At 63.2% G+C, this 17641-nt stretch carries 14 protein-coding genes and 2 pseudogenes; 8 read left to right on the forward strand and 8 right to left on the reverse strand.

All coding sequences use genetic code 11. The annotated features are described in order from the left end of the window. Nucleotides 1–72: 72 nt before the first annotated feature. From Q7V20_RS23345 to Q7V20_RS23355, 3 genes are read left to right on the forward strand one after another with little or no spacing between them, the layout of a single operon-like run. A complete protein-coding gene (locus Q7V20_RS23345) occupies nucleotides 73–504 on the forward strand; it encodes an NfeD family protein (RefSeq protein ID WP_304796447.1) in 432 nt (143 codons plus the stop codon). A 21-nt stretch (nucleotides 505–525) separates the two neighbouring features. Then, nucleotides 526–1434 (forward strand): SPFH domain-containing protein, encoded by a 909-nt coding sequence (locus tag Q7V20_RS23350; protein ID WP_304796448.1) that lies wholly within the window; start codon nucleotides 526–528, stop codon nucleotides 1432–1434. A gap of 6 nt (nucleotides 1435–1440) precedes the next feature. Continuing rightward, nucleotides 1441–1839, forward strand: a complete 399-nt coding sequence (locus Q7V20_RS23355) for a DUF2237 family protein (protein ID WP_304796450.1) — start codon at nucleotides 1441–1443, stop codon at nucleotides 1837–1839. A 4-nt stretch (nucleotides 1840–1843) separates the two neighbouring features. Here Q7V20_RS23355 and Q7V20_RS23360 read toward each other — a convergent pair whose 3' ends face one another. The 8 genes and pseudogenes from Q7V20_RS23360 to smc form a co-directional block, all read right to left on the reverse strand. Next, entirely contained in the window at nucleotides 1844–3772 is a 1929-nt protein-coding gene (locus Q7V20_RS23360) for a sensor domain-containing diguanylate cyclase (protein ID WP_304796453.1), read from the reverse strand. Between the two features lie 175 nt (nucleotides 3773–3947). Continuing rightward, nucleotides 3948–4205: a MarC family protein gene (locus tag Q7V20_RS23365; protein ID WP_304796456.1), complete on the reverse strand. Its 258-nt coding sequence runs from the start codon at nucleotides 4203–4205 to the stop codon at nucleotides 3948–3950. A gap of 131 nt (nucleotides 4206–4336) precedes the next feature. After that, a pseudogene (locus Q7V20_RS23370) lies at nucleotides 4337–4561 on the reverse strand (MarC family protein); the annotation flags it as partial. A 13-nt stretch (nucleotides 4562–4574) separates the two neighbouring features. Then, nucleotides 4575–5558 carry an acyltransferase family protein gene (locus Q7V20_RS23375; protein ID WP_304796459.1) on the reverse strand — a complete coding sequence of 328 codons (984 nt, stop codon included), beginning with the start codon at nucleotides 5556–5558 and terminating at the stop codon, nucleotides 4575–4577. Between the two features lie 72 nt (nucleotides 5559–5630). Further along, entirely contained in the window at nucleotides 5631–6167 is a 537-nt protein-coding gene (gene def, locus Q7V20_RS23380; RefSeq protein WP_304796461.1) for a peptide deformylase, read from the reverse strand. Continuing rightward, entirely contained in the window at nucleotides 6154–8235 is a 2082-nt protein-coding gene (ligA, locus tag Q7V20_RS23385) for an NAD-dependent DNA ligase LigA (protein WP_304796464.1), read from the reverse strand. The genes def and ligA overlap by 14 nt, the downstream gene beginning before the upstream one ends. Nucleotides 8236–8255: 20 nt before the next feature. Then, complete coding sequence (locus Q7V20_RS23390; RefSeq protein WP_304796467.1) at nucleotides 8256–9341, reverse strand: cell division protein FtsZ; 1086 nt, start codon at nucleotides 9339–9341, stop codon at nucleotides 8256–8258. Nucleotides 9342–9375: 34 nt separating this feature from the next. Beyond that, entirely contained in the window at nucleotides 9376–12891 is a 3516-nt protein-coding gene (smc, locus tag Q7V20_RS23395; protein WP_304796470.1) for a chromosome segregation protein SMC, read from the reverse strand. 120 nt (nucleotides 12892–13011) lie between these two features. On the opposite strand from smc, the gene queF reads away from it, so the two are divergent. The 5 genes and pseudogenes from queF to Q7V20_RS23420 form a co-directional block, all read left to right on the forward strand. Then, nucleotides 13012–13518 carry a preQ(1) synthase gene (gene queF, locus Q7V20_RS23400; RefSeq protein WP_304796472.1) on the forward strand — a complete coding sequence of 169 codons (507 nt, stop codon included), beginning with the start codon at nucleotides 13012–13014 and terminating at the stop codon, nucleotides 13516–13518. A 100-nt stretch (nucleotides 13519–13618) separates the two neighbouring features. After that, complete coding sequence (locus Q7V20_RS23405; protein WP_304796474.1) at nucleotides 13619–14773, forward strand: diguanylate cyclase; 1155 nt, start codon at nucleotides 13619–13621, stop codon at nucleotides 14771–14773. Beyond that, entirely contained in the window at nucleotides 14770–15936 is a 1167-nt protein-coding gene (locus Q7V20_RS23410) for a diguanylate cyclase (protein WP_304796477.1), read from the forward strand. Before Q7V20_RS23405 ends, Q7V20_RS23410 begins: the two co-directional genes overlap by 4 nt. A gap of 67 nt (nucleotides 15937–16003) precedes the next feature. Further along, a complete protein-coding gene (gene dapC, locus Q7V20_RS23415) occupies nucleotides 16004–17227 on the forward strand; it encodes a succinyldiaminopimelate transaminase (protein ID WP_304796480.1) in 1224 nt (407 codons plus the stop codon). A 28-nt stretch (nucleotides 17228–17255) separates the two neighbouring features. After that, nucleotides 17256–17641, forward strand: a pseudogene (locus tag Q7V20_RS23420) (2,3,4,5-tetrahydropyridine-2,6-dicarboxylate N-succinyltransferase); the annotation flags it as partial.

Consider the following 17641-nt stretch of genomic DNA (forward strand, 5'->3'; position numbering starts at 1 on the left):
AGTGTAGGACTTCTGTGGGCACTGTGGATGACAGTCGCATGAAAACCGACGCTGGCGCCGTACACTGCGCCCATGAGCGACACAACCTTGTGGTGGATTGCGGCCGGCGTGATCGTCGGGCTGGAATTGTTGACTGGCACGTTTTACCTGCTGATGCTCGCCCTGGGCGCGGCCGCAGCGGCGATCAGTGCCCAGATGGGCCACCCCCTGTCCACCCAGATGCTGATTGCCGGGGTGGTGGGTGGTGTGGCTGCTCTGGGCTGGCACCTCAAGCGGCAACGCAGCAAGGACCACGCCCAAAGCGAAGGCCGCGCCAACCCGGACCTGCACCTGGACCTGGGCCAGACCGTGGAAGTGGCGCAATGGTCGGCCGACGGGCGCACCCGCGTGCACTACCGTGGCGCCGACTGGGATGCCCGCTACCTGGGGGCGCCACCAGCCCAGACTGGCCCACACCGCATCCAAGCGGTTGAAGGCAACACCCTCGTCCTCGCCAAGATCTGACAACCCTGAAAGCCCGCGCACATGGAATTCGCCCTCGTCATCCTGGTCCTGGCCGTGATCTTCGTCGCCAAATCGGTCAAGGTGGTTCCCCAGCAAAACGCCTGGGTGCTGGAGCGCCTGGGCAAGTACCACGCCACGCTCACGCCTGGCCTGAACGTGGTGTTGCCTTTCGTCGACGTGGTGGGCTACAAGCACTCGCTCAAGGAAATCGCGCTGGACGTGCCCAGCCAGGTCTGCATCACCAAGGACAACACGCAGTTGCAGGTGGACGGCATCCTGTATTTCCAGGTGACCGACCCGATGCGGGCCAGTTATGGTGCTTCCAACTACGTGGTGGCCATCACCCAGCTGGCGCAAACCACCTTGCGCTCGGTCGTCGGCCGCATGGAACTGGACAAGACCTTTGAAGAGCGTGCCGTGATCAACACCGCCGTGGTCAATGCGCTGGACGAAGCCGCCTTGAACTGGGGCGTGAAAGTCTTGCGCTATGAAATCAAAGACCTGACACCGCCCGTCGAGATCCTGCGCAGCATGCAGGCCCAGATCACGGCCGAACGTGAGAAACGCGCCCTGATCGCGGCTTCCGAGGGGCGCCGTCAGGAGCAGATCAACATCGCCACGGGCGAGCGCGAAGCCTTCATCGCCCGGTCCGAGGGCGAAAAACAAGCCGAGATCAACAAAGCCCAGGGTGAGGCCGCCGCCATCACCGCGGTGGCCGATGCCACCGCCGACGCGATCCGCAAGATCGCCGCCGCCATCCAGCAGCCCGGTGGACAGGATGCCGTGAACCTGAAAGTGGCCGAAAAGGCCGTCGAGGCGTATGCCCAATTGGCCCAGAAGAACAACACGATGATTGTTCCAGGCAACATGAGCGAGGTCTCGGCCCTCATCGGCACGGCGATGACCTTGATGAAACGCACCCCTTCCTGAACAACCATGGCCATCGACATCGCCAGCGCCCGCAACGTGCTGGGTGGTCCCTTGCGGGGCTGCTCTTACGCGCCCGTGACCGGTTTTTTCCGGGATGGTTGCTGCCGCACCCGCCGGGATGATGTCGGCCTGCACGTGGTCTGCGGCAAGATGACGGCCGAGTTCCTGGCGTTTTCAAAGGCGCAGGGCAATGATTTGAGCACCCCCATCCCCGAGGCGCGCTTCCCGGGATTGAAACCCGGTGATCGGTGGTGCTTGTGTGCCAGCCGCTGGCTGGAGGCCTGGCAAGCCGGCGTGGCACCACCGGTGGTGCTCGAATCAACCCATGAACAGGCCCTGGAGGTGATCCCGCTGGAGGCCCTCACCGCCCATGCCCTGGCATCGACACGGCCGCTGGACGAATAGCGCCTCAGCTTCGTTTGACATTTTCCAGTGGGTCAAGCTCACCCAGGTCCGTCACCACCGCCAGCCCGGTTTTGCTGGACACGCGCACCTGGTTGCGCCCCATGCGCTTGGCCTGGTACAGCGCCTCATCGGCCCAACGGATCAGTGTTTCGGAATTGCCCCCGGTGGCCTGAGCCACCCCCGCTGATATGGTCACCTTGGGCATCAGCACGCCGTCGTGGTGCACCTCCAGGTTCTCAATCGCCTGGCGGATCTGCTCCATGCGCAGCATGGCGTCGGCTTGCTCGCAACCTGGCAGCACCAGCGCCATCTCTTCGCCACCATAACGGCAAGCAATGTCATAGCCGCGGATGCATTCAAGCAACACGCCCGCGACGGCCTTCAGGACCACATCGCCCGCATCATGGCCACGGCTGTCGTTGAACTGCTTGAAGTGGTCGATGTCGATCATGGCCAGTGAGACCACGCCATGGTCACGGCGCACGCGCTGCAACTCGTTGCCCAGGCATTCGTCCATGAAGCGGCGGTTGTGCAAGCCCGTCAATGAATCGGTCATGGCCTGGTCGTGCAGGGAATTGCGCAACATCAGATTGCTCAAGGCCAGCTTCAGCGTTTCGGCAAACCGCACGGCACGGGCCTGCACCTCGGCCATGCGCTCATCGTTCACCCTGAACTGCTGGCTGAACAGGTGCAAAGCGCCCACCGTTTCACCGTGGGCCACCATGGGCACGCACAGGTAGGGATGGAGGTCTTCGCGGGGAATGCTCTTCAGGTGCACGCAGCACACGCCATGGTCATGGCCGCTGAACGCGTGGGGCTTGCCACGCCGCATTCCCCAGCAATCGCGGGCCAGGAAGTGCTGCTCAGCCTGCGAAGGCGTGCGCCCCCAGGAGGCGCCGATCTGCAACTGGTGCCCGCCCGGCTGGGTGGCCGCCAACCAGCCCGACCAACCGGGGAACAATCGCTCGCAGGCCTGCCGAATGATGCTGAAGGCTTCTTCCAGGTTGTCGGCGGCGTGCAGCATGTCGCTGGCCTCTTGCACCACCACGCCTTCGTCTTGCGCAGCGCGCAGCTCTTGCACCATTTCGTGCAGGCGCTGGCGTTGCACGGCGGCTTCCAGCTCGGCCTGCTTGCGCGCGTCGATGTCGATGAAATAGCCGCGCCGCTCCGAGTGCGAGCGGTCGATGGTGCTGTTGTACAAGTGCCAACGATAAGTGCCATCGGCCATGCGCAGCCGGGCCTCGAACTCCACTTCAAGCTCATCCGGGCTGTTCATGGCCTGCACGAAGCGATCTTTCAGCAAGCGCGAATCGTCGGGGTGGACGATGGACATGGTGTTGGACAGGCTGGTCAAGGCCGCAGGCTCGTAACCCCACAGCTTGCGCACATTGGTGGACACGTAAACGAATTTGGAGGTGCCATGCGCGTATTGCGCACGGATCATGACCACAGGCCCAGTGGCGAACATCTCGCGCTCTTCGTGCAGCGCCAGACGCATCAGCCAGCTTTGGTGAACGTCAATCAGGCTGCCATGCACCTTGGTGGGCTGCCCCTGCTCATCGCGTGCAACGATGCGGGCCTTGCACAAGACCCAGCGCCAATCGTCGCCCGAAACCTTGAAGCGAAAGCGCAATTCGTAGCGCGGCGAGACCCCATCGAGGTAGTCCTTCAACTGCGAGCAGGCCTGCTCGACCTCATCCGGGTGGATCAGCTCACGCCACTGATGCTGGCTGAACAGGCGGGACTCGACACCGGCCTCGGGCGAGGTCTGAGGCAGACGCCCATCCACCCTCACCTGGCCTGACTTGATGTCCACCTCAAAGAAGCTGACATCAGCCGTTTCGAAAATGAACTGCCGTTTGGCTTCGCTCTGTGCAAGCAAGGCTTGCACGCCCTGAGAAAGGTCATCCGCACGCTGGCGTTGATGCCGCATGGCACGCCAGGCCAGTGTGTGACCGAGCGCCCCCCCCCAAACCAGCAGAAGCAAGGCCCCCAGTGTCCAAATGAATGATTCAGATCCCAACAAGCCTTCTCTCCCAGTGCCTGGTCAGTATCAACGTCTTCAGCCACTTGCTAGCGCAAACCCTTATCGCAAACTGTGGAATTTGTCACACAGCCGAGAAATAGTGCTTGATGCCAGCCAGGATCATTTCCACTGCGATGGCACACAGCACCAGGCCCATGAGTTTTTCGATGGCGGTGACGACCGACTCGCCCAGCCAGCGGTGCAGCGGTTGGCTGGCCAGCAGCACGACCGCGCACACGCCCACGGCCGCTGCCAGGGCCGCGATCCATTCAACGAGTTGCGCGGGTTGGCGGGAGGCCAAGAGCAGCACCGTGGCCATGGCCGAAGGGCCGGCCAGCAAGGGCACCGCGATCGGGAACAGGAAGGGCTCTCGGCCCGACTCGCTGGGCAGGGTTGACTCTTCGTCAAACAGGCGTCGACCTGAAGAAAAATGATGCGGATGGACAACAACAGCAAGATCACGCCGCCAGCGACTTCCAAGGAGCGCTCGGACAAGCGCATCAACTCCAGGAAGGTGCGTCCGCCGAGCATGAAGGCCAGCAACACGCCAAAGGCCATGCAGGCTTCGCGCAGAGCCACCCACACGCGGCGTGCCGGTGCCACGCCACGCATCACCGAAATGAAAATCGGCAAGGTGCCGAATGGATCCAGCACCAGGAGCAGCAGGATGAAGGCCGACGCGATCGTGTGGCTCATGCTGCTGGCCCGATCAAAGGTAGGCCGCGACTGGTGGCGAGATCTTCTGGGCGATCTTCTTGACCAGGATCGGGCCCCACACGCCAGCGATCAACAAGACCACAAAGTGCCCGACGAAGTACCCATCCCGCCATGGAATGATGTTGAGCATCAACGCCTTGGCCACGCCAATGCACAAGGTGTTGAACAGGTAGATGCTGAAGGTGTAGATGCCCGCCGTCATGAAAAACGCTTTGCCTGGCCCTTGCACTTGGTGGGCCAAGGCGAGGACAAAAGGCACGGACAAAGTCCCCACGAACCACTTGGGCAAGGGCTCTTGCCAAACGCCGTAGACCAAGGCCGCCAACAAGGGCAGCGCCCAAAGCGCCAGCCTGGGATGGATGACGCTGGCGGCATGGCGCCAATGCTGACCCAGCAAGATCCCCGCAGAGAAGAAGGGCAGGTACATCACCAGGTTCGCGATGTTGAAGGTGGCAGGCCAGGCAAAGGGGTACAAAACAATGCCCAGGGCCATCATGGCCCAAGGTGTGGCGCGGGGTGCCTGCTGGAGCAACCAGGGAAAGACCAGGAAATACGCCGACAGCACGTAGATGAACCAAAGGAAGGACGCCGCCGAGGCCATCGGCCGCACGAACAGGTCCAGCAGGCCGCTCACCACCCCGGGCGGGACGTTGTCGACATGGATGAAGCGGCTGGCCACCAGCTTGCCGCAGATGATGGCCAGGCCCAGGAGGGCGTAGGGGATCACCAGCTTCTTGAGCCTTTTGCGAACGTAGCCCAACACGGCAGCATGGTTGGCCAGCACCTTCCACGACAGGCCCAGCGAGATGCCTGAAAGCACCATGAACAAGGGCATGTGGAAGGAGTAGATCGCCGAGCGCAGCAGGTTGTACCAGTCGGCCCCGGGCACTTCTTCGCGCGCCGCGACGTGGCCGACCACGACCAGAACGATGGCGATGCCTTTGGCAATGTCCAGGCTGTTCACCCGTTCCGTCATGTGGTCTCCTGCTGGTTCAAATTAGAGGGCGTGCATTGTATTTTCGGCACTTGTTGGCCCAAGCTTGACGACTCAGTCGTCGGCATTCGGATCCAGGCCCGGGAACAACACCGAGGTGTAGCCAAAGCGGGAAAAATCGCGGATGCGCATGGGATAGAGCTTGCCGATCAGGTGATCGCACTCGTGCTGGACCACCCGCGCATGGAAGCCTTCGGCTTCGCGGTCGATGGGCTGGCGGAATTGGTCTAAGCCCGTGTAGCGGATGCGTGCCCAACGTGGCACGACGCCGCGCAGACCGGGCACCGACAGGCAGCCTTCCCAACCGTCTTCCTCATCGGCCGACAAAGGCGTGATGACCGGGTTGATGAGCACGGTTTGCGGCACAGGGGGCGCATCGGGGTAGCGCTCGGAGCGGGTCACGCCGAAGATGGCCACGGCCAGGTCGACGCCGATCTGGGGGGCCGCCAGGCCAGCACCCTGGGCTGCGGCCATGGTGTCGAACATGTCGGCGATCAGGGCGTGCAGCTCGGGGGTGTCGAAGTGCTCGACAGGCTGGGCCACGCGCAAAAGGCGTGGGTCGCCCATCTTGAGGATCTCACGCACTGTCATGGTTCAAGCTTCCGGGGTCGATGTTCAACAAGGCCAACAGGCCGTCCTGGTCGAGGATGGTCAGGCCCAGCTCCTGGGCCTTGTCCAGTTTGCTGCCCGCTTCAGCCCCCGCCACCACGTAGGTGGTTTTCTTGGAGACCGAGCCCGCCACTTTGCCGCCCTGGGCTTCGATCAGGGCCTTGGCCTCTTCACGGCCCAAAGTAGGCAGGGTGCCGGTGAGCACGAAGGTTTTTCCGAACATGGGCAGGCTGGCGGCGTCAGCCTCCGCCGATGGCTCGTGCTCGGGCCAGGCGATGCCCACGGCGCGCAACTGCTCAACCACTTCCCGGTTGTGCGGCTGGTCAAAGAAAGTGCGGATACTGTGCGCGACGATCGGCCCCACGTCGTTGACGGCAAGCAATTGCTCTTCGGTGGCGTCCATCAGCGCATCGAGCTTGCCAAAGTGCTTGGCCAGGTCCTTGGCCGTGGCCTCCCCCACATGGCGGATGCCCAGGCCGAACAAAAAACGCGGCAAGGTGGTCTGTTTGCTTTTCTCAAGCGCCAAGACAATGTTCTGCGCGCTTTTGTCGGCCATGCGGTCCAGGGCCGCCAGCTTGGCCACGCCCATCTTGTACAGCTCGGGCAAGGTGCGCACCAGGCCGCCATCCACCAGTTGATCCACCAGCTTTTCACCCAGGCCTTCGACCTCGACCGCGCGGCGCTGGGCAAAGTGCAGCAAGGCCTGCTTGCGCTGGGCGGAGCAGAACAAGCCGCCCGAGCAGCGGTGGTTCATCTCGCCCGGTTCACGCTCCACCGTGCTTTGGCAGATGGGGCAATGCCTGGGCATGCGGAAGTTGGGCACGTAGCTGGCACGGGGCACGGCGGAGACCACGCTCACCACCTCGGGGATGACGTCGCCCGCGCGGCGCACGACAACCGTATCGCCCACCCGCACGCGCTTGCGGCGCAGCTCGAACAGGTTGTGCAAGGTGGCGTTGGTGACCGTGACACCGCCCACGAACACCGGCTTGAGCCGCGCCACGGGCGTGAGCTTGCCGGTGCGACCCACCTGGATGTCGATGGCTTCGACCTGGGTCAGTTGCTCTTGCGCGGGGTATTTGTGGGCCACGGCCCAGCGCGGCTCGCGGGAGACAAAACCCAGGCGCTCTTGCAGATCGCGGCGGTTGACCTTGTAGACGATGCCGTCGATGTCGAAAGGCAGTTGGTCACGCTTGGCGCCAATGGCCTGGTGGAAACCGACCAGGCCGGTCGGGCCATCGGCGCCTTGGGCCACCACTCGCTCGTTGCTCACCGGCAGCCCCATGGCTTGCAAGGCGTCCAGCATCGCGCTGTGGGTGGGCGGCACGGCCCACCCCTGGACATCGCCGAGACCGTAGGCAAAAAAACTCAGCGGGCGTTGCACCGTGATGTTCGGATCGAGCTGGCGAACCGCACCAGCCGCAGCATTGCGCGGGTTCACGAAGGTTTTGCCGCCCAGATCTCGTTGGCGCTCGTTGAGCTTGTCGAAATCATCACGGCGCATGTAGACCTCGCCGCGCACCTCCAGCACCTCGGCCTTCAAGCCTTTCAACCGATGCGGGATCTGTCGGATGGTGCGGATGTTCTGGGTGACGTCTTCGCCCACTTCGCCATCGCCGCGTGTGGCCGCCTGCACCAGCAAGCCCTGCTCATAGCGCAGGTTGATGGCCAGGCCGTCGAACTTCAGCTCGGCGCCATATTCCACCGGTGGATCTGCTTCGGTCAGCCCCAGTTCGCGGCGCACGCGTGCGTCGAAGGCCAAGGCGCCGGTCGCTTCGGTGTCGGTCTCGGTGCGAATGGACAGCATGGGAACGGCATGGCGCACGGGCGTGAAACCGTCGAGCACCTGGCCCAGCACGCGCTGCGTGGGCGAATCGGCCGTGCGCAATTCAGGGTGGGCTTCTTCCAAAGCCTCAAGCGCTTGAAAGAGCCGGTCGTACTCGGCATCAGGGATCTGCGGGGCATCCAGCGTGTAGTACTGGTGAGCATGGTGCTGAAGCTGCTCGCGCAACTGCGCGATGCGTTCGACCACGGAATCGTCGTTCGGCATGGCCGAGGTCTCCACACCCATCAACTGAACAAGCGCCGCGCCGTCGCTGAACCGGCCGCCAGATCACGCGCTGCCAGGGCTTCGTACAGGCGCTGCAATTCGCCTTCGATGGAGGCGAACGCGGCTGGCGAAAACGGCTGCCCCTGGTCATCGGCCATCATGGCATCCAGCCCCAGCGACAAGGCCTGGCCTGCTGCGCACCAGGCATTGAAAGGTGAGCCTTCCGCCGCCGTTTGAGGCACATCGAATGACAGGATCAATTCACGCAAGGTGGCTTGCTCGGGATCTTCGGCAAAGGCGGCTTGGGCATCGAACTGCAAGGTCAGCACAGGCGGCGCGCCCTCTTCCGTTGAAGGCAGCACAAAACGGCCCGGCAAGGCACCCGGCATGAAACCATGGCGCGCGGCCTGCTGCTGCACATAGCCAATCGACCAGGCACTGCCCTGGGCATACAGGCGCAAAGCCAGTTGGGCATCGTGGGCGCTGGCAAAGCCGTCCAGCTCCTTGGCGCGTGCGACCACATCCAGCATGTCCGGGAACTCGACCGAGGCGCCCATGGCGTCGGCACAGGCTTGCACCTTCTGCACGAACTCGGAGTATTCGATCTCGTTGAGGCCACCCGTGCGGTTGGCCAGCAGCACGCCCGCTTGCAACTCGCTGTAGACCACGCCGAGCTGAGGCGCTTCCCACTCGCTGCAATCAACGCGCAGGCCTTCAATCATGAAAGGCTTGCTGCCGGCACGGCGGGTGGTGGGCAGGTGCAGCAGCACGTTGTCACCGCTGACGGGGGTGTCCAAGGTCAAAGTGGCGATGGCATCGATCAAGGCGTCCAGCTTGGGCTGGTTTCGTTTGACCGGTGGCGGCAGGTTCATCGCGCCCGAAGTGAGTTCTTCCGCCGTGGGTTCGCCAGGCAGGGTGTCGCCCATCTCGGTGGGGATGGTGTCAGCCTCGGATCGGTCGATGGTGCCAGTGCCCATGGGCTCGAGCGCGGCGCGGCGGGGTTGACGCGCGGCATTCTTGCGGGCCGTCCAGGCGCCATGGGCCACGAAAGCCGCGAGGACCAGGCCGCCCAACAGGGCCAGATACAAGGTGAGTGAGTTGTTCATGGGGAATGTGTTGGGTTCTTCTTCTGCGCTTCGCTCAGGCGGCCTGGGCCATCGAGAAGGCGGCCTCCATGTCGACGGCCACGATGCGGGACACGCCCTGCTCCTGCATGGTCACCCCGATCAACTGCTCGGCCATTTCCATGGCGATCTTGTTGTGCGAGATGAACAGGAACTGCGTGCCGCTGGACATCTGCTTGACCAGCTTGGCGTAGCGCTCGGTGTTGGCATCGTCCAGGGGCGCATCGACTTCGTCGAGCAGGCAGAAAGGCGCGGGGTTGAGCTGGAAGATGGCGAACACCAGGGCGATGGCCGTGAGCGCTTTTTCGCCACCCGACAACAGGTGGATGGTGCTGTTTTTCTTGCCGGGCGGGTGGGCCATGACCTGCACGCCCGCGTCCAGGATTTCGTCGCCGGTCATGACCAGCTTGGCCGTGCCGCCGCCGAACAGCTCGGGGAACATGCGGCCGAAGTGCTCGTTGACGGTATTGAAGGTGCCGGCCAGCAGGTCGCGGGTTTCTATGTCGATCTTGTGGATCGCGTCTTCCAGCGTGTTGATGGCGTCGAGCAGGTCGGCCATCTGCGAATCCAGGAAGCCCTTGCGCTCGCGGGCCGCGGTCAGCTCGTCCAGGGCCGCCAGGTTGACGGCGCCCAGGGCGTTGATTTCGCGCTGGATGCGGTCGATCTCGCTTTGCAGGCCGTGCAGCTTGACGCCGTTTTCTTCGATGTTGCGGGCCAGCACTTCCAGGTCCACGGCGGCGGCGATCAGTTGCTCCATGAACTGCGCACCGCCCAGCGAGGCGGCTTGCTCTTCAAGTTGCAACTTGGTGATCTGATCACGCAAAGGCTGCAGGCTGCGCTCGAACTCCAGGCGCTGCTCGTCGGCGCGGCGCAACTGGGCCGAGAGGTCGTCGTAGCGGCTGCGGGTCTGGCCCAGGGCAGCTTCCTTTTCCAGCTTGACGGCCAGGGCCTCATCCAGACCGGTGCCTGCTGCCGTCTCAGACAGGCGGGCGTGCTCTTCGTGCAAGGTTACCGCGCTGGCCTCGTTGGCCTGGATCTGCTGCACAGCGGTTTCAATGCCGCGCTGCAATTCGCCACGGCGGGCCGACATGCTGCGGGCACTGAAAGCGGCCTCTTGCGCCTGGCGCTCCAGCGCGCGCGACTGCTCACGCGCATGGTTGAGCTTGCGTTCGGCCTCGATCACGGCCTCTTCCAACTGGGCGTGGCGCTCTTGCGCATCGGCCAGTGACAGGTCCAACTCTTCAAAGCGGGCCTCGCCCGTGGCCCGGCGTTCGTTCAGCTCTTCCAGCTGGCCGTCGATCTCGCCCACTTCGCTGACGATCTGCTCGCGCCGCGCATTGCTCTGCTGGGCTTGCTGCGTCAGGCGCAGCACTTCCACCTGCACCTGGTGTGTGCGTTGCTGCAGCTCACTGGTCTCGCGACGGGCCGTGACCAAGCGCTGCGAAGCATCGGTGTAGGCGGCTTCAGCGCGGATCAATGCAGCACGGGCGTCGTCGGCCATGATGGCCTGGGCACGCACTTGTTTCTCCAGGCTTTCGATTTCCTGGGCGCGGGCCAGCATGCCGGCCTGCTCCGAATCGGGCGCGTAGAAGCTGACTGCGAACTGGCTGACCGCGTGACCAGCCTGGGTCATGATGACCTCGCCGTGCGTCAACTTGCCGCGGTTGGCCAGCGCCTCTTCCATGCTGGCAGCGGTGTACACGCCTTCCAGCCAATCGTTGAGCAAAGCCTTCAGGCCCTGATCATTCAAGCGCAGCAGGTCAGACAGGCGTGGCAACGTTTGATGGCTGTTGGCGATCTGGCCGGAGGGCGGGCTGTAGAAAGCAAGCTTGGCAGGCGGCGCGTCGTTTTCAAAAGCGCGCACGGTTTCGACCCGGCCCACTTCCAGGGCCGACAGGCGCTCGCGCAGGGACGATTCCAGCGCGTTTTCCCAACCATTCTCGATGTGGATCTTGGTCCACAGGCCAGGCAAACCGTCCAGGCCGTGTTTGGCCAGCCAGGGCTTGAGCTTGCCCTCGGTCTGCACCTTTTCTTGCAGGGCGCGCAGGGCCTCCAGGCGGGCGGTCAGGTCGGATTGCTTGCTGGCCTGGGCATTGGCATCGTTCTGGCGTTCCTTGCGGGCGTCGTCCAGCGCGGGCACGGATTCGGTCAGCTCCCCCAGTTGGGCCTCGGCCACGACCAGGTCTTCCTGGCCCGCCTCGAGCTGACGGGTCAGCTCGGTCAGGCGCAGTTCATCCGGCGCGGCCAGGGTTTGCTTCTCGGCCACCAGACGTTCGCGGCGCAGGTTGAGCTGGCGCGATTGATCATCAATGTTGCGTGAGTCTGCTGCCAACAACTGGATCTGCTGCTGAACCTGCCCAGCCACACCACGTTGCTCATTCGCCTTTTGTGACGCAGCGCGCACCGTGTCTTCAAAGGTCGGAACATTGGCCGTCAGCTCTTCGGCCTGCGCGGCCAGGATCTCGGCCTGCTCTTCGGCGGCAGCCATGCGCTCGGCCAGGGTTTCCAGTTCTTCTTCAGCCGACACTTTGCGATCAGCCCACTGGTCGTTCTGGCCTTTCAATTCGGCCAGTCGTTGCTCGACTTTCTGGCGGCCTTCGACCACGTAGCGGATGCGCTCTTCCAGCCGGCTGACTTCCAGGTTGGCCTCGGCCAGCGCACCTTGCGCCGTGTGCAACTCATCGCTGGATTCGTAATGCGCCTGGCGCACGTGTTCCAACTCGGCCTCGACCTGGCGCAACTCGGCCATGCGGCCTTCCAGTGCGTTGGTCGCGCCCAGGATGTCCTGCTTGATGCGCGACTCTTCGGTCGAGGCATCGCGGTGCTTGAGGAACCACAACTGGTGCAGCTTCAAGGTGCCCTGCTCTTGTAGCCCGTTGTAGCGGGTGGCGACCTCGGCCTGGCGTTCCAGTTTCTCAAGGTTGTTGTTCAGCTCGCGCAAGATGTCGTCCACGCGGGTCAAGTTCTCGCGCGTGTCCTTGAGGCGATGCTCGGTCTCGCGGCGGCGTTCCTTGTACTTGGACACGCCAGCCGCTTCTTCCAGGAACAGGCGCAGCTCTTCAGGCTTGGATTCGATGATCCGGCTGATGGTGCCCTGGCCAATGATGGCGTAGGCACGCGGCCCCAGGCCCGTGCCCAAAAACACGTCCTGCACATCGCGGCGGCGCACTGGCTGGTTGTTGATGAAGTAGCTGGACGTGCCATCGCGGGTCAACACGCGCTTGACGGCGATCTCGGTGAACTGGTTCCACTGGCCACCGGCCCGCGCATCTTCATTGCTGAAGACCAGCTCCACGCTGGATCGGCTGGCTGGCTTGCGGTTGCCCGAGCCGTTGAAAATCACGTCCTGCATGGACTCGCCACGCAACTCGGACGCCTTCGATTCGCCCAGCACCCAGCGCACCGCATCCATGATGTTGGACTTGCCGCAACCATTGGGCCCCACCACCCCCACCAACTGCCCGGGCAACTGGAAGGTGGTCGGCTCGGCGAATGACTTGAAGCCAGACAGCTTGATCGAATTCAGGCGCATGCGTGTTGAGTCGACTAAGTCATTGATTTATAAGAAAAAACACGCGAAACAGCGCATTCATTCGGGTCTGGGATGATAGCATCGGCGCTTCCCCAGATTTCCCCTCTACCGCAGCTCACCATGGCCAAGAAAGCCCCTTCCGCCCGCGCCGCCAAGAGCGCCCCTGCCGACACCATCACCGTGGGTGAGCGCGCCAAGCCTGCCACCCCACCCTCGGCCGCCACCCGCAAACTAGACGTCTTCCCCAATCCCGCCCCGCAGCGCGACTACGTCATCCAGTTCCAGATCCCGGAATTCACCTGTTTCTGCCCGCTGACCGGCCAGCCTGATTTCGCGCACTTCACCATCGAATGCATCGCCGACAAGCTGTGCATCGAGCTGAAGAGCCTGAAGATGTACATGTGGAGCTACCGCAACGACGGCGCTTTCCACGAAAAAGTCACCAACGCCATCCTGGACGACTTTGTGAAGGCCATCCAGCCGCGTTACCTGCGCATCACCGCCAAGTGGTATGTGCGCGGCGGTATCTACACCAATGTGGTGGTCGAGCACCGCCAAAAGGGCTGGAAACCCCTGCCCAAGGTGGAGTTGCCTCAGCATTCAGCTGAAACCGGCCTGCTGGGCTAATTCGGTCACACCCTGAGCGGCCACTTTGGGCCGCAGGTGTAACCTGATGTCAAGACGGGTTTATTTCTGCCGATAAACCTGGAGGTAACACCTTCACTTGATGAAATCACCTTCCTGGCAGACACCTCTGATCGACTGGGCGCTTGGGCAAAAACAGCCCACGCGCCGCTACGTGTTGCTGGTGCTGGCCACCCTTCAGCTGTATGCCGTCACGATCGGTATCCTGTTGCACTCGGTCCACCTCGGCCTGCTGGACCGGCACGTGGCCCATTGGCTGATCCTGTGCGGCGCCATCACCTTCCTCACGGTTTTGGCCCTGGTGCGCTCTGGTTGGAGCCTGCGGCTCAAGGATCCGATCCTGGCGTTTCCCCACGCGCTGGCCAGCAACGCCATCTGCGTGCTGGCCTTCATGCAGTTGGGTGACCACCGCAGCAACGTGCTGATCATCATCTGCCAGACCATCGTGGCGGCCATGTTTCGGCTCAAACCGGCTCGGGTGCTGCTGTTGGGCGCCTTGACCGTGGGCATGCTGGCTGTGGCCACCATCGCTTTGACCTGGCATGACCCCATCCACTATCCCGTGACCAAAAGCTGGGCGATCCTGGCCGTGGGAGGCTCTACGCTGCTGATGTTGTCGCTGGTGGGCAAATGGATCAGCGACATCGGCGTGAAGCTGGGTCGGCAAACCAGGGAGCTGACCGAAGCGGTGCGCACCGTGGAGCAAATGGCCACCACCGACATGCTCACCGGCCTGCTGAACCGCCGCGTCATCACCGACCTGGCCGAAGCCGAGCTCAAGCTGATGGAGCGCACCGGTGCGCCCATGTGCGTGGCCTTGATTGACCTGGACCACTTCAAGGACATCAACGACCGGTTCGGCCACCATGCCGGCGACACGGCGCTGCGCGGCTTTGCCCAGAGCACCACGCCGCAGTTGCGCCAGGTCGACAAGCTGGCGCGCTGGGGCGGTGAAGAATTCCTGCTCATGCTGCCCCAGTTGAATCAACACGAAGCCCTGACCGCGCTGGAGCGTTTGCGTCAAACGGTGGAAGCCCTGGTCTTCAAGGACCACGCCCTGATGCAGTTGACTTTTTCTGTCGGCATCGCCCAGGCCCAGCCGGGCGAGAGCCTTGAACACCTGGTGGACCGGGCCGACCAGGCCGTCTACGAGGCCAAACGGCAAGGCCGCAACCGCTGTGTGCTGGCCGCATCACCTTCCGCTTCCGCCGAACCCATGGCCGAGACCTTGGCATGAGCGAACCACGCTCGGCCCACCTCCCGGAAGAAGACCCGCTGCTGGATGGCGTTGGCCGACTGGTGGCCTTCGTCTTCGGCCCCGACCGCGTCACCCGCTCACGCACCGTCGCCATCCTGCTGTGCGCCCTGATGTACGTGATTTGCTGCTGGGCAGCCTCGTATGTGGCAGACATCGGCCTGATCAGGGCCTTCGCGCCAAGCCTGCTGATGGCCACAGCTTTCCCCGCCTACGCGGTGTTTTTCGGGCTGGTGCGCAGTGGCAAGACACGCCACCTGAAAGACCCTGCGTTGATGATTCCGCAGAACATTTTTGCGCTGCTGGCCATCGGTTTTGCTTACACCGCGCTGGGGCCCTACGACCGAGGCCTGGTCATGGTCCTGATCGCCCTGGTCATGGTCTTTGGCATGTACACCCACACCCCCAAGCAATCCGTGGTGGTGGGCGGGGCAGCCATGCTCATGCTGGGGGTGTGCATGGGCGTGTTGTCGCACATTGACCCAGGCTATTACCCACCCAATTTCGAGTTGATCCGGTTTGAGTTGATGCTGGGCACCATGCCGCCGTTGATTTTCACGGCTTACAAGATTTCAAGCTGGCGCAATCGGCTGTTCAAGCAACGCACCGAACTGAAAGCAGCTTTGGAGCAAGTCAAGCAACTGGCCACCCACGATTCGCTGACCGGCCTGTACAACCGGCGCCACATGCAGGACAAGCTGGAAAACGCCGTGATGCGCTTTGACCGCTACGGCGAGCGTTTCACCGTGGTGCTGATCGATCTGGACCACTTCAAACAGGTCAACGACCGCCACGGGCACCGGGTGGGCGATGACAGCCTGAGCGCCTTTGCCAAGGCCGCGCAGGTGGTGCTGCGCGACACCGACACCATCGGCCGCTGGGGTGGCGAAGAGTTTCTGATCCTGATGCCCAACACCAGCCAGGAAAAAACCGTGGTGGCCATGCAGCGCCTGCGCACCGCCATGGCCGACTGCGTCCTGTCGGCCTCCGTGCCCACGCTGCGCGTCACCTTCTCGGCAGGCGTGGCCGTGCACGACAGCATCACCGCCTTGAGCCAGACCGTGGAACGCGCCGACCACGCCCTCTACCAGGCCAAAAACACCGGCCGCGACCGGGTCGTCATCGCGCCACCAGCCAAGCGCTGAGCACATCCGGCACATTCCGCGCTAACCCGTGCCACCGGCAGGCCTGGGGGCTGGGATAATCCCCGGCATGAACCCTTTGCTGTCCAAACTGCAGCCCTACCCCTTCGAGCGGCTGCGACAACTCACCTCGGGCGTGCAGCCCAACCCGGCCCTGCGCCCCATCAGCCTGGGCATTGGCGAGCCCAAGCACCCCACGCCCACCTTCATCAAGATGGCCCTGGTCGATGCGCTCGATGGCCTGGCCAGCTACCCGGCCACCGCTGGCGAGCCCGTGCTGCGCGAATCCTGTGCGCGGTGGATGCAACGCCGCTATGGCCTGTCGCTGGATCCGGCCACACAGATCCTGCCGGTCAATGGCTCGCGCGAGGCGCTGTTCGCCCTGGCCCAGGTCGTGATCGACCCCAACCAGCACCGCGATGTGGGCGGCCCGGCCGTGGTCTGCCCCAACCCGTTTTATCAGATCTACGAAGGCGCGGCCTTGCTGGCGGGCGCCCGCGCGGTGTTCGCCAACTCAGACCCGGCGCGCAACTTCGCGGCCGACTGGTCCAGCATCCCCGAATCAACCTGGGCGACCACCCAGTTGCTGTACGTGTGCTCGCCGGGCAACCCCACGGGTGCGGTCATGCCACTGGACGAATGGGCCAAGCTATTTGAATTGAGCGACCGGTTCGGCTTCGTCATCGCGTCCGACGAGTGCTATTCAGAGATCTATTTCCGCGAAGGCGCCGACGCCGCGCCACTGGGCGGTTTGCAGGCTGCAGCCCGATTGGGCCGCGCTGATTTCCGCAACCTGATCATGCTGACCAGCCTGTCCAAGCGCTCCAATGTGCCCGGCCTGCGCTCGGGCTTCGTGGCTGGCGATGCCGCGCTGATCAAGGCCTTCTTGCTCTACCGCACCTACCACGGCAGCGCCATGAGCCCCTCGGTGCAACGCGCCAGCGCCGCCGCCTGGGACGACGAAGCCCATGTGGTCGAAAACCGCGCCCTGTACAGGCAGAAATTCGAGCAAGTCACCCCCATCCTGTCCAGCGTGATGGACGTGGCCCTGCCCGACGCCAGCTTCTACCTCTGGGCGGGCATCCCCGCGCACATCCACGGCGGCAGCGACGAGTGGTTCGCGAAAGAACTGTTGGCTCAATACAATGTGGCCGTTCTGCCAGGCAGTTACCTGGCGCGTGAAGCCAACGGCATCAACCCCGGCGCGGGCCGTGTGCGCATGGCCCTGGTGGCCGGCGTGGACGAATGCGTCGAGGCCGCTCAGCGCATCAAGGCCTTCATCCAGTCTTTGTGATTTTTACTTTTTGATTGATTGTTCAAGCATGACTACCCAAGCACTCCAGACCACCATCGACAACGCCTGGGAACAGCGCACTTCGCTGTCGCCCGCCGCCGCTCCCGCTGAAGTGCGCGACGCCGTCAACCACATCATCGACCAGCTGGACGCCGGCAAACTGCGCGTGGCCGAGAAAATCGATGGCGACTGGGTGACGCATCAATGGATCAAGAAAGCCGTGCTGCTGTCATTTCGCATCGAAGACAACAGTTTTATCAAAGGCGGGTTTTCCAACTATTTTGACAAAGTACCCTCAAAATTCGCTGATTACAGTTCCAGGGATTTTCGTGACGGCGGTTTTCGTGTGGTGCCCCCTGCAGCCGTGCGCAAAGGCTCGTTTATTGCCAGCAATGTGGTTCTGATGCCGTCTTA

Source organism: Aquabacterium sp. (assembly GCF_030652515.1).
Lineage (GTDB): Bacteria > Pseudomonadota > Gammaproteobacteria > Burkholderiales > Burkholderiaceae_C > Aquabacterium.

Bases quoted from the DNA above. Each gene is read 5' to 3' on its own strand.
- Q7V20_RS23405 (WP_304796474.1), top strand. From the start codon at position 13,619: ATGAAATCACCTTCCTGGCAGACACCTCTGATCGACTGGGCGCTTGGG.
- Q7V20_RS23350 (WP_304796448.1), top strand. From the start codon at position 526: ATGGAATTCGCCCTCGTCATCCTGGTCCTGGCCGTGATCTTCGTCGCC.
- ligA (WP_304796464.1), bottom strand. From the start codon at position 8,235: ATGCCGAACGACGATTCCGTGGTCGAACGCATCGCGCAGTTGCGCGAG.
- Q7V20_RS23345 (WP_304796447.1), top strand. From the start codon at position 73: ATGAGCGACACAACCTTGTGGTGGATTGCGGCCGGCGTGATCGTCGGG.
- Q7V20_RS23390 (WP_304796467.1), bottom strand. From the start codon at position 9,341: ATGAACAACTCACTCACCTTGTATCTGGCCCTGTTGGGCGGCCTGGTC.
- Q7V20_RS23355 (WP_304796450.1), top strand. From the start codon at position 1,441: ATGGCCATCGACATCGCCAGCGCCCGCAACGTGCTGGGTGGTCCCTTG.
- dapC (WP_304796480.1), top strand. From the start codon at position 16,004: ATGAACCCTTTGCTGTCCAAACTGCAGCCCTACCCCTTCGAGCGGCTG.
- Q7V20_RS23410 (WP_304796477.1), top strand. From the start codon at position 14,770: ATGAGCGAACCACGCTCGGCCCACCTCCCGGAAGAAGACCCGCTGCTG.
- Q7V20_RS23360 (WP_304796453.1), bottom strand. From the start codon at position 3,772: ATGCGGCATCAACGCCAGCGTGCGGATGACCTTTCTCAGGGCGTGCAA.
- smc (WP_304796470.1), bottom strand. From the start codon at position 12,891: ATGCGCCTGAATTCGATCAAGCTGTCTGGCTTCAAGTCATTCGCCGAG.
- def (WP_304796461.1), bottom strand. From the start codon at position 6,167: ATGACAGTGCGTGAGATCCTCAAGATGGGCGACCCACGCCTTTTGCGC.
- Q7V20_RS23375 (WP_304796459.1), bottom strand. From the start codon at position 5,558: ATGACGGAACGGGTGAACAGCCTGGACATTGCCAAAGGCATCGCCATC.
- queF (WP_304796472.1), top strand. From the start codon at position 13,012: ATGGCCAAGAAAGCCCCTTCCGCCCGCGCCGCCAAGAGCGCCCCTGCC.